Source organism: Actinoplanes sp. NPDC049118, from assembly GCF_040648555.1.
GTDB lineage: Bacteria > Actinomycetota > Actinomycetes > Mycobacteriales > Micromonosporaceae > Actinoplanes.
In genome coordinates this window covers 53,451-67,569 of sequence record NZ_JBEZDY010000004.1, presented here as the reverse complement: position 1 = coordinate 67,569, position 14,119 = coordinate 53,451, and the positions used below count along the sequence as shown (strand labels likewise).

12 protein-coding genes are annotated in these 14,119 nt (G+C 71.8%); 6 read left to right on the top strand and 6 right to left on the bottom strand.

The window, feature by feature from the left end; translation table 11 throughout:
* Positions 1–31 precede the first annotated feature (31 nt).
* Positions 32–517 carry an 8-oxo-dGTP diphosphatase gene (locus tag AB0B58_RS07135; protein ID WP_360218917.1) on the top strand — a complete coding sequence of 162 codons (486 nt, stop codon included), beginning with the start codon at positions 32–34 and terminating at the stop codon, positions 515–517.
* Between the two features lie 3 nt (positions 518–520).
* On the opposite strand, the gene upp is transcribed toward AB0B58_RS07135, so the two are convergent.
* The gene (upp, locus tag AB0B58_RS07130) at positions 521–1,153 is read right to left on the bottom strand and encodes a uracil phosphoribosyltransferase (protein WP_360218914.1); all 633 of its coding nucleotides are present in this window, start codon (positions 1,151–1,153) and stop codon (positions 521–523) included.
* A gap of 62 nt (positions 1,154–1,215) precedes the next feature.
* On the opposite strand from upp, the gene deoC reads away from it, so the two are divergent.
* The 5 genes from deoC to AB0B58_RS07105 all read left to right on the top strand — a co-directional run bounded on the left by deoC (position 1,216) and on the right by AB0B58_RS07105 (position 7,851).
* A complete protein-coding gene (gene deoC / locus AB0B58_RS07125; protein ID WP_360218911.1) occupies positions 1,216–2,166 on the top strand; it encodes a deoxyribose-phosphate aldolase in 951 nt (316 codons plus the stop codon).
* 52 nt (positions 2,167–2,218) lie between these two features.
* The gene (locus AB0B58_RS07120) at positions 2,219–3,646 is read left to right on the top strand and encodes an aldehyde dehydrogenase family protein (protein WP_360218908.1); all 1,428 of its coding nucleotides are present in this window, start codon (positions 2,219–2,221) and stop codon (positions 3,644–3,646) included.
* A 151-nt stretch (positions 3,647–3,797) separates the two neighbouring features.
* Positions 3,798–4,598: an aldehyde dehydrogenase family protein gene (locus tag AB0B58_RS07115; RefSeq protein ID WP_360219861.1), complete on the top strand. Its 801-nt coding sequence runs from the start codon at positions 3,798–3,800 to the stop codon at positions 4,596–4,598.
* Positions 4,599–4,770: 172 nt separating this feature from the next.
* Complete coding sequence (locus AB0B58_RS07110) at positions 4,771–5,595, top strand: DNA primase (RefSeq protein WP_360219858.1); 825 nt, start codon at positions 4,771–4,773, stop codon at positions 5,593–5,595.
* 24 nt (positions 5,596–5,619) lie between these two features.
* A complete protein-coding gene (locus tag AB0B58_RS07105; protein WP_360218905.1) occupies positions 5,620–7,851 on the top strand; it encodes a transposase in 2,232 nt (743 codons plus the stop codon).
* Between the two features lie 274 nt (positions 7,852–8,125).
* On the opposite strand, the gene AB0B58_RS07100 is transcribed toward AB0B58_RS07105, so the two are convergent.
* From AB0B58_RS07100 to AB0B58_RS07080, 5 genes are all read right to left on the bottom strand, one after another.
* Positions 8,126–8,836, bottom strand: a complete 711-nt coding sequence (locus AB0B58_RS07100) for a VOC family protein (RefSeq protein ID WP_360218902.1) — start codon at positions 8,834–8,836, stop codon at positions 8,126–8,128.
* Positions 8,837–8,936: 100 nt separating this feature from the next.
* Entirely contained in the window at positions 8,937–9,524 is a 588-nt protein-coding gene (locus AB0B58_RS07095) for an ATP/GTP-binding protein (protein ID WP_184998575.1), read from the bottom strand.
* 1 nt (position 9,525) lies between these two features.
* Positions 9,526–9,900: a DUF742 domain-containing protein gene (locus AB0B58_RS07090; protein WP_125805172.1), complete on the bottom strand. Its 375-nt coding sequence runs from the start codon at positions 9,898–9,900 to the stop codon at positions 9,526–9,528.
* Between the two features lie 92 nt (positions 9,901–9,992).
* Positions 9,993–10,397: a roadblock/LC7 domain-containing protein gene (locus AB0B58_RS07085; protein ID WP_014447580.1), complete on the bottom strand. Its 405-nt coding sequence runs from the start codon at positions 10,395–10,397 to the stop codon at positions 9,993–9,995.
* The gene (locus AB0B58_RS07080; protein ID WP_360218899.1) at positions 10,394–14,065 is read right to left on the bottom strand and encodes a sensor histidine kinase; all 3,672 of its coding nucleotides are present in this window, start codon (positions 14,063–14,065) and stop codon (positions 10,394–10,396) included. The genes AB0B58_RS07085 and AB0B58_RS07080 overlap by 4 nt, the downstream gene beginning before the upstream one ends.
* Positions 14,066–14,119 lie beyond the last annotated feature (54 nt).

The window sequence follows — 14,119 nt, the reverse complement described above, 5'->3', positions numbered from 1 at the left end:
ACTTTCAGTCGATGTATTAAGGTGCGCCGCCGTGCACGCGATTCTCGCAACCCTGGGTTACCTGACGTCTCCGGACCGCCGGAAGGTATTGATGATCCGCCGGGACACCCGGCCGGACGACATCCACTTCGGTTACTACAACGGCCTCGGCGGCAAGCTCGAGCCCGACGAGGACGTCGTTGCGGGTATGCGCCGGGAGATCCGCGAGGAGGCCGGCCTGGAAGCCCTCTCCGTGGAGCTCGCCGGCACCATCTCGTGGCCCGGTTTCGGCCGCAACGGCGAGAACTGGTTCGGCTTCCTCTTCCGCGTCCCGTCCTGGAGCGGCACCCCGCTGCCCGGCAACGAGGAGGGCAGCCTGCACTGGGTGGACGTCGCCGACGTGCTGGCCGGCAGGCTGCCGATGTGGGAGTCCGACCGGCACTTCCTGCCGCTGGTCTTCGCGGCCGATCCCAAGCCGTTCCACGGCGTCATGCCGTTCGCCGGCGGCCGGGCGCAGAGCTGGTCCTACGCGACCTAGCGGCTAGAACCGGGGCATGCCGCCGAACTGTCGGTCGCCGGCGTCGCCGAGGCCCGGGACGATGTACATCTTCTCGTTCAGGCCCTCGTCGATGCTCGCGGTGACCAGGCGCAGCGGCAGCCCCGAGTCGCGCAGCCGCTCGATGCCCTCGGGGGCGGCGAGCACGCAGCAGACGATGACGTCGGTGCAGCCCCGGTCGACCAGCAGCTGACAGCAGTGCACCAGCGAGCCGCCGGTCGCCAGCATCGGGTCCAGGACCAGCACGGGCAGGCCGGCCAGATCGCCGGGCAGCGACTCCATGTAGGCGCGCGGCTCGTAGGTCGCCTCGTCGCGGGCCAGGCCGACGAAGCCCATGGACGACTCGGGCAGCAGGCCGAGGGCGGCGTCGGCCATGCCAAGGCCGGCCCGGAGCACCGGGACGATCAGCGGCGGGTTGGCCAGCCGGGTGCCCTGTGTCGGCGCGACCGGCGTGTTGATCGGGAACTGCTCGACCGCGAAGGAGCGGGCGGCCTCGTACACGACCATCGTGGTGAGCTCGTGCAGTGCGGCGCGGAAGGCTCCGGAGTCGCTCTCCGCACTGCGCATGACGGTGAGTCGGGACTGGGCCAGCGGGTGATCAACGACGAGTACGTCCACGCCGATCAACCTACCGGGGTTCTCCAAGATCAATTGCTGGAGGGCCGCGTAGAATCCTTCTCATGACTGCGACAGCGACGTCGAGACTGCCCGACGTGTCCGGTTCCGCCTTCAACCTCCGGTCTTTCCTGCACGGACTGCCCGGGGTCGACAAGGTCGGCGTCGAGGCCCGGGCGGCCGCCCTCGGCACCCGGTCGGTGAAGACGACCGCGAAGGCGGCGGCGATCGACCTCGCCATCCGGATGGTCGACCTGACCACGCTCGAGGGCGCGGACACCCCCGGCAAGGTCCGGGCGCTGTCGGCCAAGGCGATGCGCCCCGACCCCGCCGAACCGTCCTGCCCGAGCGTCGCGGCGGTCTGCGTCTATCCGGCCATGGTCCCGGTGGCGGCCGAGGTGCTGGCCGGCTCGGGCGTGCACCTGGCGAGCGTGGCCACGGCCTTCCCGTCCGGACAGGCCCCGCTCGAGATCAAGCTCGCCGACACCCGGGACGCCGTCGCCGGCGGCGCCGACGAGATCGACATGGTGATCAGCCGGGGCGCGTTCCTCTCCGGCCGCTACGACCACGTGTACGACGAGATCGTCGCGGTCAAGCAGGCGTGCGGCTCCGCGCACCTCAAGGTGATCCTGGAGACCGGCGAGCTCGGCACCTACGACAACGTCCGCCGCGCCTCCTGGCTGGCCATGCTCGCGGGCGCCGACTTCATCAAGACCTCGACCGGCAAGGTGCCCGTCGCCGCGACGCTGCCGGTGACGCTGGTGATGCTCGAGGCCGTCCGGGACTTCCGGGCACAGACGGGCCGCCAGGTCGGCGTGAAGCCCGCCGGCGGCATCCGCACGACCAAGGACGCCATCAAGTACCTGGTGCTGATCAACGAGACGGTCGGCACCGACTGGCTCGACCCGGACTGGTTCCGGTTCGGCGCCTCCTCACTGCTCAACGATCTGCTCATGCAGCGGACCAAGCTCGCAACCGGCCACTACGCCGGCCCGGACTACTTCACGCTGGACTGAGGCCATGCCACCCACCGGCGGCATCGCCGCATTGCAAGGAGAGACCAGCAGGATGTTCGAATACGCCCCGGCGCCCGAGTCCCGCTCGGTCGTCGACATCGCACCCTCCTACGGCCTGTTCATCGACGGATCCTTCGTGCCCGCCTCGCCCTCGGGCGGCGTCTTCAAGACCGTCAACCCCGCCTCGGAGGAGGTCCTCGCCGAGGTCGCCTCCGCCGGCGCCGACGACGTCGACCTGGCCGTCGCGGCCGCCCGGCGCGCCTTCGGCACCTGGTCGGCGCTGCCCGGCGCCGAACGCGCCAAGTACCTCTTCCGGATCGCCCGGATCATCCAGGAGCGCTCCCGCGAGCTGGCCGTGCTCGAGTCCCTCGACAACGGCAAACCGATCAAGGAGTCCCGCGACGTCGACCTGCCCCTGGTCGCCGCGCACTTCTTCTACTACGCGGGCTGGGCCGACAAGCTGGCGTACGCGGGCTTCGGCCCGAACCCGCGGCCGCTCGGCGTCGCGGCCCAGGTGATCCCGTGGAACTTCCCGCTGCTGATGCTGGCGTGGAAGATCGCGCCGGCGCTGGCCGCCGGCAACACCGTCGTGCTCAAGCCGGCCGAGACCACGCCGCTGTCGGCGCTCTTCTTCGCCGACATCTGCCGGCAGGCCGAGCTGCCGCCCGGGGTCGTCAACATCATCACCGGCGCCGGCGAGACCGGCCGCGCGCTGGTCGAGCACCCCGACGTCAACAAGGTGGCGTTCACCGGCTCGACCGAGGTCGGCCGGCAGATCGCCCAGTCCATCGCGGGCACCCGCAAGCGGCTGACCCTCGAACTGGGCGGCAAGGCGGCGAACATCGTCTTCGACGACGCGCCGATCGACCAGGCCGTCGAGGGCATCGTCAACGGCATCTTCTTCAACCAGGGGCACGTCTGCTGCGCCGGTTCGCGGCTGCTCGTGCAGGAGTCCGCGTACGACGAGGTGCTCACCGCGCTCAAGCGCCGGATGGCGACGCTGCGGGTCGGCGACCCGCTGGACAAGAACACCGACATCGGCGCGATCAACTCGGCGGCGCAGCTCTCCCGGATCCGCGAGCTGTCGGAGATCGGCGCCTCCGAGGGCGCGGAGCGGTGGTCGCCGCAGTGCGACCTGCCGTCGCAGGGCTACTGGTTCGCGCCGACCATCTTCACCGGCGTGACACAGGCGCACCGGATCGCCCGCGAGGAGATCTTCGGTCCGGTGCTGTCGGTGCTGACCTTCCGCACGCCGGACGAGGCGATCGAGAAGGCGAACAACACGCCGTACGGGCTCTCGGCCGGCGTCTGGACCGAGAAGGGCTCGCTGATCCTCGCCATGGCCGACCGGCTGCGCGCGGGCGTGGTGTGGGCCAACACGTTCAACAAGTTCGACCCGACGTCGCCGTTCGGCGGCTACAAGGAATCCGGTTACGGCCGCGAGGGCGGCCGGCACGGCCTGGAGGCGTACCTTGCCTGAGTCCTCTTCCCCGACGAAGGCCACGCGCGCCGCCAAGGGCGCAACGGCCAAGGCCGGGCGCAAGGCGAGAGCCGCCGCCGAGTCGCCGGCCGCGCCCGCCGGCACTGCGCCGGGCGGGCCGGCCGAGGCGCACGCCGCGCGGCCCGGCCGGCTGTCCGTGCGCAAGACCTACAAGCTGTACATCGGCGGGGCGTTCCCGCGCAGCGAATCAGGACGGACCTATCTCGTGGACGGCGACAACGTGGCCCTCGCCTCCCGCAAGGACGCCCGCGACGCCGTCGTGGCGGCTCGCAAGGCGCAGGCCAAGTGGGGCGGCGCGACCGCGTACAACCGGGGTCAGGTGCTCTACCGGGTCGCCGAGATGGTCGAGGCCCGGCGCGACGAGTTCATCGCGCGGGGCGTGCCGGCCGCCGAGGTCGACGCGGCCGTCGACCGCCTGGTCTGGTACGCGGGCTGGTCCGACAAGATCGCCCAGGTGCACGGCGGTGCGAACCCGGTCGCCGGCCCGTTCTTCAACATCTCCGCGCCCGAGCCCACCGGCGTGGTCGGCGTGGTCGCGCCGGCCTCGTTCCTCGGACTGGTCAGCGTCATCGCGCCCGCCATCGTCACCGGTAACACGGTGGTGGTGCTGGCCTGCGCCCCGCAGGCGGCCGTGACCCTCGCCGAGGTCCTGGCGACCTCGGACCTGCCCGGCGGCGTGGTCAACATCCTCACCGGTCGGCCCGCCGAGACCGCGCCGTGGCTGGCGTCGCACGACGACGTCAACGCACTCGACCTCACCGGCGTGTCCGACCCGGAGCTCGCCGCCGACCTGGAACGGGCCGCGGCGGGCAGCCTCAAGCGGGTCCTCCGGCCGCCGGTGGACGCGCCCGATTTCACCGCCGATCCCGGCCTGCACCCGATGACGGCGCTGCTGGAGACCAAGACCGTGTGGCACCCGAAGGGTTTCTGACCTCGGTCGGCCGCCGCTCAGGGGAGCACACTAAGGTGTGTGCCCAGACTCACCGTCCGAACAGCTCACTTGAACCAACCCGGAGGTCACCGTGACCAGCCAGTCGCCCGAAGAGGGCTCGACGGTCAAGGACGAGAAGGCCGTCCTCAAGGACGACCTCTCCGGCCGTGAGCTGTGGGACGAGGTACGGATCTCGCCCGTCGAGATCGCGATGCCGGGCGGCGTCGGCCTGACCCTGCGCGCGTACCGGCTCGCGTCCGAGCTGACGCCGACCGAGATCGAGGCGGACGAGGACGACCCCTTCGAGGCCCGGGAGCGCGCGGCCGCGGCCCGCGCCGCCGAGGAGGAGGACGAGTTCGCGGCCTTGGCCGTCGAGGGCGACTCGGGCACCAAGGCCGGGCGCAAGTCGGACGGGACGGTGACGAACGAGGACGGCGAGATCGTCGACGAGCCCGACCCGGCCGACTTCGCCGACGAGCCCGAGGAGGCCGAGGAGGAGGAGCCGGAAGACGAGGAAGTGCCCATCTTCCTCAGCCACCGTGGCAAGCTACTCACCTTCAAGACCCCCGAATCGCTGACCTCCTTCATCCGTTCGGGTGCTCCGCACGACCTGGCACAGCTCGACACCTGGGCGACCGTCGCCGAGCGGGTACAGTCGTCCGACGTCGACCCCGCACCGGACGACCGCTACGAACTGGATCTCGTGGTGGAGAACCTGCGCGGCGGGCACGACACGTGGGACCTGCCGTTGCTCATCGCCGCTGGCGAGCTGGCCCGAGACCTGGGCCACGCGCTGCGCTTGAAGCCGGTGATCCTGGCGCTGTCGCCGGGTTCGCCGCTCGATGACCTGGACGAGTCCCTGCGGTCAGCCGAGAGTGGCGGAATGGGCGGTTTCTTTGGACGCCGGAAGCTCCGTAAAATCGGGGCACAACAGGCGAGTCTGGGCTGGCGTTCGATTATCGGCAAGATCTCTGCCGCTGTGGACTGGCGCGACTGACCCCTCAACAGGGACCATCAGTCCTTGGCCGAATACAGCAGTCCCGGGGAGGAGGACGACGCCGTGGCGCTCGTGCGCGTGTACTGCGGTCTGGCGTCGGCTGATGAGACGGTGCGGACGGCCTCGGCCGGCTCGCAACTGACCATCGCCGTGGTGGACGACGCGGGAAGGCTGCTCGGAGTCCACGAGATCAGCGACGACCCGGCGGGCTACGCCCAGCTCGGCACGCTGCTCGTGGAACGGACGAGCGGATTCGCGGACGCCGCGGTCGCCGCCGACAGCGACGACCACATGGTCACGTCGCTGCTGACCGCAGCCGGCCGTCCCCTGGTAGTGGCCGACGACGACTCAACCGACGACTTCGCCGAGCGGTTCGCCGACGACGACTCCCCCGAGGAGATCTCGGCCCCGCCGGCCGCCCGCCGCGCGGTGGGCCTGGCCCGCGCGCTGCAGGCGGGCGCGATCGCGGCCGTCACCATCCCGGCACCCCGCGAGCTGATCAGCTACAAGCCCGTGCTCGCGGCGCACGTCACGATGCTCAACGGCCGGCACGCCGCGGCCAGCGCGCTGCGCGAGGTGCTGCGCGAGCTCTACCCCGCCGCCCTCCGGGCATATCCGGACCCGGCGCATCCGCTGGCCCTGGCCGTGCTGGACGCGCTGCCGGAGCCCGGGCGGCTCACCGGCCGCAGCCAGGACGCGGAGCAGGTCGCCGAGGACGTGGCCGCGGAACTCACCCGCGCCGGCGCGGGCACCGACGACCAGGTCGTCGCCGCCGTCACCGCGCTGGTCGTGGCGATCGGCGAGTCCCCGCGCCGCGGTGGTGTCAACAAGGCGCTGTCGCCGGCCGCGGCGGACACCGTCCGGCACGCCATCGGCGCGGTGCGTTCCTGTGACGCCGCGTGCGAGGCGCTCGTCGGCACGCTCGCCGCCCGGGTCAGCACCCAGTCCGGCGCCGGCGCGCCCGGCCGCCGTCAGGCCGGAGCGCGCCGCGCCACCGAGCCGGCCGGCGGACTGCCGCTGCGCCCGTCCGACACCGGCGCCCGGATGAGCCGCCGCGGCCGGCCCGAGCCCGCCGCCGCGAACGGTTCACCCGTGACGCCGCGCCCCCTGACCAGCCCCCCGGTCGCTCCCGAGCCGGTCATGCCGCCGCCGCTGGCGCCTCGCCCGGTCGCTCCCCCGCCGGTCGCGCCGGCCGCGGCCGCGGGCCTGCCGAGCCGCACCCCGAACCCGGCACCGTCCAGCCGCCCTGTCTCGGTTCCGCCGCCCCCGCCGGGCATGACGCCGATCGTGCCGGGCTCACGCCCGTCCTCGGTCCCGCCGGCGGACAGCGGTCAGCCGTTCCGGCCGACCCTGACGAACGCGGCGATGAGCAGCGCCCGCGCCGAGCGGCAGCGCACGGTCATCCCGGCCCGGCCGAACACGCGCACCTCGCCGCCCCCGGCCGCGAACGGCGCGACGGACTACTCCCTGCCGATGCCGACCCAGCGCGCGCAGGACATGCCCGAGCCGGGCTCCCGCGCCAACTGGCCGCTCATGAACAGCAACGACGACGCTGCTGCGACGCCTCCGGCCGCCGCGGTGAGCAGCCCGCCGGCCGACGGCCGGGTGCGCCCGCCCTGGCAGGACATGCCGAAGGAGCCGCCGGCGCTGCGCCTGGTGGAGTCGCAGCTCGCCGGCCTGGCGAACACCCCGGCCGACGTCACCGCGGTCTCCGAGCCGCCGCCGCTGCGGCTGGTCGACGACCGGGGCGGTCGCAACGGCCGGGCCACGGCCCGCCGCACGACGCTGACCGCGCTGGACCGCAGCACCACGCCACCGGTTCCGGCCGAGGGCGACGGCGACCTGCTGATCTTCGCCGCGGCCCGGTCCGCCTGGTTCACCGGCCACGACGAGGAGGCCGCGGAGAACCTGGACTGGACGAACGCGTCCGACACCGGCTGGCGCGCGGCCGAGAAGGCCTCCAGGCCGTCCGTGGCGGCGGAGACGTCGGCCGGACTGCCCAAGCGCGTGCCCCAGGCCAACCTGGTGCCCGGCTCCCCGCTGCGCGAGGAGCGCCCGCTGCGCATCGTCCGCGACGCGGCGAGCATCGCGGCGCACACCACCGGCTACTTCCGGGGCTGGCGCCGCGGGCAGGAGATCGGCGGCTACGCGATCGGTGGCCGCCCGGGCCGCGAGGCGGCCGGCGGCTGGGACTTCAGCCGTGACGGCGGCACCCAGGCCGAGGAGTACCACAACGCGGGGTACCGCAGCAGCTGAGCCGCGGTCCCGGACCGCATCTAGCAAGTGGATCGGCCACGCTCCCGTCGGAGCGTGGCCGATTTCTCGTACGGCCGGACGGCCGGTTCGCCGGCGCGGGAGCGGCGGCGCGGGAGCGGCAGCGCGGGAGCGGCAGCGCGGGAGCGGCAGCGCGGGAGCGGCAGCGCGGGAGCGGCAGCGCGGGAGCGGCAGCGCGGGAGCGGATTCCGTGGTGCACCGGATGGCCGCGGATCCTCCGCGGGTGCGGCCGAGCCGGGCGGCGCGGCGCGGGTCTCTACAGGGTCGAGGCCAACTCGGCGGCGGCGGCCAGGGAGGCGCTGAGCCGTTCGCGGGCGTCCGGGGTCAGTGAGACCCGTCCGGCGCGATTCAGAACCTCCTGGGCCGTCTCAGGGTCGCGCAGGGCCATCGCCAGCTCGGCCCGGTAGACCAGCGCCTCCACGTAGGCGACCGGGTCGTCGGGCGCGTCGGTGCGGCGCAGGCCGCCGTCCAGGATCTTCGCCGCCTGGGCGTGGTCGCCGTGCGAGTCGCCGAGTACCACCGCGTTCTGCAGCGTCGTCGCCAGCCGGCCGACGGGCTCGGCCGGGGCGGGGTCCGGCTTCGCCGCCGTGACCCGGATCCAGTTCCCGCCCGGGTCGACCAGGCTGAAGCCGGTCACACCGCCGCCGTTGCGCCGCGGGCGTGGCCTTGTCATCCGGGGAATGCCCGACACCGGCACTCTGCCGTAAGCGGTCCGCAGCCCCGCGGCGAACGCCGCGTGCAGCGCCTCGATGTCCGGCACCACCACCAGGCAGGTGCTGTACGAGTCTGCCGGCACGTAGTTCGGCATGCCGAAGAAGTGCAGGTTCAGGTCCTCGCGTTGCAGCGCCACGTACGGGTTCGGCTTCTGCTGGCGGTACGTCGGCCGGAAGCCCAGCGCGCCGTAGAAGTCGGCGATCTCGTCTATCGAGCTGCAGGGCAGGAGCGGAACCGTGACTTCGTTTGCCATCCCACCTTCCTAGCGGGAAGGCGGGCCTTGACGCACATGAAAAGTCTCCGGGCATGCAAAAGTCCCGCTCTGTCGGCAGAGCGGGACTTTCAGCAGCCTGTCAGGCCGGCGCTACCGCGCGCGAGCGACGCATCGTAAGGACGTACTCGACAAGCGAGATGAGTACGTTCTTCGTCGACTCACGGTTACGGGCGTCGCAGCTCACCACGGGCACGTCGCTGGAGATCGCGAGCGCGTCGCGAACGTCCTGCGCGTTGTGGTACTGCATACCGTCGAAGCAGTTTATGGCGACCAGGTACGGCAGCCGTCGGTGCTCGAAGAAGTCTATGGCGGCGAAGCAGTCGGCGAGCCGACGCGTATCCACCATGACCACCGCACCGATGGCACCCCGGACCAGCTCGTCCCACATGAACCAGAACCGCGTCTGGCCAGGCGTGCCGAACAGGTACAGGATCAGATCCCGGTCGATGCTGATACGGCCGAAGTCCATTGCCACCGTGGTGGTCGTCTTCCCCGGCACCTGCCGGTTGTCGTCGACACCCACACCGGCGGAGGTCATGATCGCCTCAGTGGTCAGCGGGGTGATCTCAGAGACCGACCCCACCAGCGTCGTCTTACCGACACCGAAGCCACCGGCGATGACAATCTTCGCCGATGTCACACGCCCGGCGGCCGGCCGGCGCGACATGTCAGAGCCTGCGAAGTCCACTCAGCACCCTTTCCAGCAGTTCCGTACCCACCGCATCGGTTTCATCCTCGAGCGATGTCGGCTCGTACACCGCGACAAGACCATCGGTGGCCATGTCTGCGACGATCACTCGAGCCACCCCGAGCGGTAGTTGCATGCGTGCGGCGATTTCGGCCAGCGACTGAACTCTGCCGCCGTCACACATCGCCGCGATGTACTGGTGTTCGCTCCCGCCCCTGCCCGCTCCGGTGGAGCGGCCACGAACGGTGGTCTCGACGAGCGCTTCCAGCGCTATTTCCAGCTTCGGCCGGGTTCGGCCACGGGTCACGGCGTACGGTCTTACCAGCGCGCCGGTCGGCTCATCGCGTTCGGGCAACGTCACCGCTCACCCCATCCCTTGGCCCATAGAAGTGTCTCTTGTTGTAAAGCTTTTGGACAGATGCCGGACGGAGCCGACAAACCATCCGTTCAGCCGAGCACTCCGGCCGCGGAGCGCGGCGCGGGAGTGAGCGCCTCGCCGACCCGGTCGACCAGGAGCGCCATCTCGTAGCCCACCTGACCGACGTCACAGCTGCGGGCCGCGAGCACCGCGAACGACGAACCGTCAGAGATCGACATCAGGAAGAGGAACCCGTTGTCCATCTCGACGACCGTCTGCAGTACCGCACCACCCTCGAAGCACCGTGCGGCGCCCTGGGTCAGGCTCACCAGGCCGGAGGCGATGGCCGCCAGCTGATCAGCACGGTCCCGCGGCAGGTCCCGCGAGGCCGCGAGAAGCAGACCGTCGGCGGAGACCGCGATTGCGTGCGCCACCCCGGGAACGCGGTCGGCAAAGTTGGCCAGCAGCCAACCAAGATCCTGCGTACTTGTCATGCTTCATGCTCCTTGCCAGCCTGCGAGGACTGCTGCCCTCCCGGAGTCTCCTCCGAGTTGGTCGAATTTTCCTTCGTGCGACCCCGCTGCACACCTCGGTGGTAAGCGGACAGTAGCCCGCGAACCGCTTCTGGGGTGCGGCGTTGAACGGAGGTCTCGGCCCGGTCGACACCACCCGGGACGAGTTGTGCCATCGGCGTACGGCGCGGAAGACCGGCCGTCGTCGTCGTGTCGACCGGCATCTCGGCGGCCTTGCGGGCCGCCTGCCAGCCGTCGTCGGCCGCGGTCTGCCACGGGTTGGACCCGTTGCCGTTGACCGAGCCGTTGGACGAAGCCGCTCCGACGGTGGCCGGGTCCCGATCACGGGCCGGCTCACGCTCGAACGCGGGATCGCCGTTCAACTTCTCCGGGGAGACCGCCTGCTGCGGTACGCCGACCGAGCGGGCCGGCTCTCCGGTGGAGAATCGCTGCGTGGTGACCACCGAGTCGGCATCGGCGGGCGGCGCCGACTTCGGAGCCGCGGGCGGCGCCGACTTCGGAGCGGCGGACGCCTCCTGCTTGGCGGGCGCCTGCTTCGCCGGCTCGCTGGGCCGGGCGGTCGTGAACCAGGCCGACTCGAGCTCCCGGAAGATCGGCAGCTCCATCGTCTCGTCGGCGAACTGCGCCTTCGAGTCGCCGGCCGCACGCTGACGGGCGGCCGCCTGAGCGGCGGCGATCTGCGCGGCGGCGGTCGCCTGTGCGGCGGCTGCCTGCGCTTCCGCTACCTCGTGAGCCGCCGCGGCGGCCGCGGCGGACCGCTCCGCCTCGGACTGCGGCGTCGCGTTCTGCGGGTTCGTCGGGCGGGCCACCTGCGGCTGAGTGCCGGTGGCGCCCGCATTCGGGCGGTACCGCGGCAGCTCCGCCGTCATGTCCAGGGCGGCCGCGAGGCTCTCCGGGACGAGCGGCGCGTTGCCCGGGTCGCGGTCGGCGGTGACCGGCGGCCACGCCGGCGGGGCCGACTGCGGCGCGGGCGGCGCCGAGTAGGGCCGGTTCTGGCTCGGCGGCGCGGAGGTCGGCGCACCCTGGACGGGCGGCGACGACACCGGGCGACCGCCACCGTACGGCGGCGCGGACGGCACCGGCGGCGCGGAGACCGGCGGAACCGGGGGCGCCGACACCGGCGGCACGAACTGGCCCCGGCCCTGCGTCTCCGGGTGCGACGGCAGCTGACGCGGGATCGTGTGGCCGTACTGGCCGGTGTCCTGCTGCTGCTGGTAGCCCTCGGCGTTGCGACGCTGCGGCAGGCCGTCCGGACCGGCGAAGCCCTGCGGGCCCGAAGGCGCCTGCGACTGCGGCAGCGGCGGGATCGGCTCGTTGCTGCGCGGGCCGTGGTAGCCGTTGGCCCCGTTCGCGCCGTTGCCGCCGAAGCCGTTGGGACCGCCGAATCCGTTGCCACCGGGCTCGAAGCCGTTCGAGGGCGCGCCGGTCAGGTCGGACCAGGCGGGCACCGAACGGTTGCCACCGGCGCCGAGCATGCCACCGCCGTGCATCGGCGGGTTCGGGTCGAACGGCCGGCCGGTCGGGTAACCGCCGCGGCCGTTGGAGCCGCTCTCGAGCGCCAGCGGCGGCTCGGTGAGCGCCGGACGCTGCTGGTCGTGGCCGTAGGGGTGGTTGGCACCGGACGCCAGGCGGGCGGCCATCGAGGACGAGACCATCACGCTGACCGGCAGGCCGACGTCGGCGACCGTGCCGCGCTCGGTGTCGGCCGGGCGGAGCTCGACCTTGACGCCGTGCCTGTTCGCCAGGCGGGCGACCACGACCAGGCCCATCATCCGGGAGACGGCGACGTCCACCATGGGCGGCTGGGCCAGGCGCTCGTTGAGGTCGCGCAGCTGCTCGCGGCTGATGCCGATGCCACGGTCCTCGACCGAGAGCACCGCGCCGTCGCCGAGGCGCCGGGCCTCGACGATGACGTGCGAGTTCGGCGGCGAGAACGCGGTCGCGTTGTCGAAGAGCTCGGCGACCAGGTGGACCATGTCGTTGACCGCGTGCGCGGACACCTCGATGTCCCGGTCGATCATGCCGAACTCGATGCGCGTGTAGTGCTCGACCTCGGACTGTGCGGCCCGGAGCACGTCGATCAGGGCGGCGGGCTCGCGCTGCACGCGGGTCGAGTCGGCGCCGGCGAGAACCAGGAGGTTTTCGTCGTTGCGGCGCATTCGGGTGGCCAGGTGGTCGAGCTGGAAGAGCTCGGCCAGCCGGTCCGGGTCCTCCTCGCCGCGTTCGAGCCGGTCGAGGTGGCCGATGAGCCGGTCGACCAGGATCTGCGAACGACGGGCGAGGTTGACGAACATCGTCGCAACCGAGGACCGCAGGGCGGCCTGCTCGGCGGCGGTGCGGACGGCCTCGAGGTGAACCGCGTTGAAGGCCTCGGTCACCTGCCCGAACTCGTCCCGGCTGCGCACCGGCAGCGGCTCGGCGACCTGGTCGGCCACCTGGGCCGGGGTCAGCGAGCCGGTCAGCGCCGGGTCCCGCAGCCGCTCGACCGCCTGGGGCAGGCCGAACTGGGCGACGTTGAGCGCGCCCTGGCGCAGTTCGCGCAGCGAGCGGGCCATCGAGCGGGCCACCAGCCAGGCGAAGGCGATGGCCAGCAGGAGCATGCCGAGCAGGATGCTGGTCTCGATGAAGACCCGGGTCTGCACGTCGTCGCGGATCTCGGTGGCCTGCTCGACGATCTGCTTGTCGAGCCTGTTCTCCACACTGCGGAACAGGTCGTTGTAGCCGATCATCGCGGTGTCCCACTGGTCGCGATTGAACGCGATGTCCCTGGACCGCTCGGGGCTGAGACCCTGCAACGGACCGCTCAGGTTGGTGGCAGCGCGCTCAGCCGGGCCGCTGACGACCCGGTCGAAGAGCGCCTTCTCCTCGTTGGTGGCGACCTCGCGCATTGAGGCTTTGGCGATGTCGTACCCGGTGGCGGTGACCAGCATGTCCCGCCGCAGACTGGCGTTGAAGTTGCCTTCACCGAGAACCTTGAGGCCGACGCCGCGCTGCCGGGCGATGTAGTCCTTGGCCCGGGCCACGGCGGCGACCACCCGGAGGCGGTTACTCAGCGTGGTGTCCTGGGCGAGCTGGGCCGATGCGTCGCGGACGTTGAGCAGGTCGTCGATCAGCGGGTTGTAGTTGTCCTCGATGTCCTTGAGCTTGAAGCTCGAGTTCGCCGTCTGGCTCCTGATCGAGGGCAGTTCCTCGAGGTTGCGGTCCAGGCGCAGGAGTAGAACCGAGACCTGGTCCGGCACCTCGTCGAGGGCGGCCTTCTGCTGCGAGTAGGGCAGCTTGGCCGCGTCCACCTTGGGGTGCTCGCGCTTGTAGGCAAGATCCGCGGCGGCCCGCTCCGCTGACCTGGGCTGCGTGGTCGCGATCATCACGCCGTAGGCACGTTCGCTCTGCAGGTGATCGACGAGACCACCAGCTGCCTGCGACAGCACCGAAAGGGTGCGTGCACGCTCGGCGTCGCTGGCCTCGTTGATGTGGTCGATCAGGCCGCTGGTGCCGACGATGACCGTCGCCAGGGTGGGCACGAGCATGATGAGCCCGAGCTTCGACCAGATCGGCAGATCCCGCAGCCGGCCGGCCGGCCGGCGGAGACGCGACATGACAGCGTTCGCCGTCTTGGGGCGCTTGCTCACGTCACCGTCCTCCTGATTCGGACCCGGCATTCGGATCGCCGGGCACCGCACACG